The sequence below is a fragment of the Pseudoalteromonas sp. SR45-5 genome, from assembly GCF_014163565.1.
GTDB classification, from domain to species: Bacteria; Pseudomonadota; Gammaproteobacteria; order Enterobacterales; family Alteromonadaceae; genus Pseudoalteromonas; species Pseudoalteromonas distincta.
The window spans coordinates 1-1936 of sequence record NZ_JACJDN010000703.1 but is presented as its reverse complement, the minus strand read 5'-3'; the positions used below and the strand labels follow the sequence as shown (position 1 = coordinate 1936).

At 34.3% G+C, this 1936-nt stretch carries 3 protein-coding genes; all 3 read left to right on the top strand.

All coding sequences use genetic code 11. The annotated features are described in order from the left end of the window. The first annotated feature begins 528 nt into the window (after positions 1-528). Genes H5072_RS18210 through H5072_RS18200 form a run of 3 tightly spaced genes read left to right on the top strand, consistent with a single transcriptional unit; the run spans position 529 to position 1804 of the window. Positions 529-834, top strand: coding sequence for an AHH domain-containing protein (locus tag H5072_RS18210; protein ID WP_182694355.1), 306 nt, complete (start codon positions 529-531; stop codon positions 832-834). Beyond that, positions 831-1331: an ankyrin repeat domain-containing protein gene (locus H5072_RS18205; protein ID WP_182694354.1), complete on the top strand. Its 501-nt coding sequence runs from the start codon at positions 831-833 to the stop codon at positions 1329-1331. Before H5072_RS18210 ends, H5072_RS18205 begins: the two co-directional genes overlap by 4 nt. Positions 1332-1357: 26 nt before the next feature. Then, a complete protein-coding gene (locus H5072_RS18200; RefSeq protein WP_182694353.1) occupies positions 1358-1804 on the top strand; it encodes a suppressor of fused domain protein in 447 nt (148 codons plus the stop codon). Positions 1805-1936 lie beyond the last annotated feature (132 nt).

The following is a 1936-nucleotide window of genomic DNA, read 5'->3' as shown; positions in this document are numbered from 1 at the left end:
AAAACACACTATTTATGAGCATCATTTACTGTACTAGTAATTTAACAATCTAGATATCTTTATAAACATAAGGTGTTAAATTACTCTTGACACATTTTGCTTAAAAATCATATTTCTAAAAAGAAGTACGCTTAAAATTACAGTGCCCCGTCTTGTTCGCTTCAAATAAGCTAGCCAAATATCCTAAATTGTCTGTACTAAAGGTTTTTGTCAATAACGTATTGATAAAATTAAAAAGTATTCATATTGAGATGTCATAGGGTTGCTAAACTATGTCGATTCCAAACATGTGGATACTCGTAATACAGAAATGGATGAGCGAGATAAACACAAGGCAAAAGTTTCACCAGAAGAAGCAAAACGTTATAACGACCAAATACCAAAGATTAACAATGAGTCAGCCCAAATTGGTGAAAAGGCAGCAGATGCAGCGATTAAAATACAATACCCTGGTTATGCTCGTATTCACCCAACTAGCTTAGATAGTTTTACATCGATAGTTCTACATCGGCAAAGGGTAACTTTGATATGGTTTATCAAAATGCTCATGCTCACCACATTGTATTTAAAGAAGGTAGTGGGAAGCAAAAAGAGTGGGTGCTTAAGAGTAAAGCTATTTTAGAGAAACATAATATTGATTGGCTTAAAGGTAAAGAAAATCTAGTATGGGCACCTAATATTGAAGGGTTACATACCGAAGAAATGGCCAAGCTAGTATATGAACATTTAGAAGAAGCAGAGGATGAGTACGGTACTCCAGAAGCTGTTATTGAAGCACTTAAAGAAATGGGCGAGCTCGCTTCCCAACATATAAGAGGAAAAGTATACACATGAGCAAAGAATTAATTAGAGAAGCTTCTAAATTTATCGCTGAAAACGATGTTGAATCGTTACAATTTTTTTTAAAAAAGCACCCTGAATTGATAAGCCATAGTTTTTTATCGAATCGGAACTGGCTACATAAAGCAGCTAAATTTGAATCTCCAGATGTAATTTCAATGTTAGCTGGCTTAGTTGATAAAGAATGTGTTGATGACTTTGGGAGGACACCTCTAAGCTCTGCATTAATTAGCGGTAAATTAACTCCAACAGAAAAGCTTGTAGGCTTGGGAGCAAATGTTAATCATAATAGTACAAGCTCTCCCTTATCATGTGCCGTATATAGCAAAAGTAAAGAACTATTAAAGCTACTGATAGAAAACGGCGCAAATAACGAAAGTAAAGAAGAGCTTATTCGTTATGGTCGTGGCGTTGGTTATAAAAATATCGAAGACGATTTAAACGAACTTAATTATGTATCAGCAATAACAGAAACGTTTAAAGATAGTTAAGTGCTCATTATGGCGCATTGATTGATGTGCAAAGTAAAGAGACACCATGTATTTTGTATTCAAAACAAGCAAAGGGCAAGTTTGCTGTTTTTTCTGAAAACATCAATAAAGATGCTGAAATAATGTTTGAAGTAACAAAGCAAGGTTTTGATACGGCAGAAGAAGTGCTTACTCAGTCATACCCGTGGTTGTTTGATTGGTTAGAAGTTATAAACCAAGTAGAAATAGACCCAACTCAACGGGTCATTATTATTACCCGAGAAGTTGAATGCACGCCATATCAAGGCATTGCTTTATTACTAGAAGATAAAATTAGCTATAACAATAATCCTGTTAACATTTATAGATTATTTCCGCTTTACCAAAAAGAAATAGATGCCGAAAAACAATATGGCATAGCTGCGTTACTTAAACAGTTTGAAGTAAAAGGTGTCAGTCAAGCAATTCTTAAAAATCGAAAGCCAATACTTTAGTATATTTCGGTAGAGTTTATTTCTAAGGTATTTTTAGGTGGGGACTAGAACCACTATGTTTGGTTTAATAAAAAAATATGACGTACACATGTGCTCTGAAGTTAAAGGGATTATTACTTTAAACGGCAATCC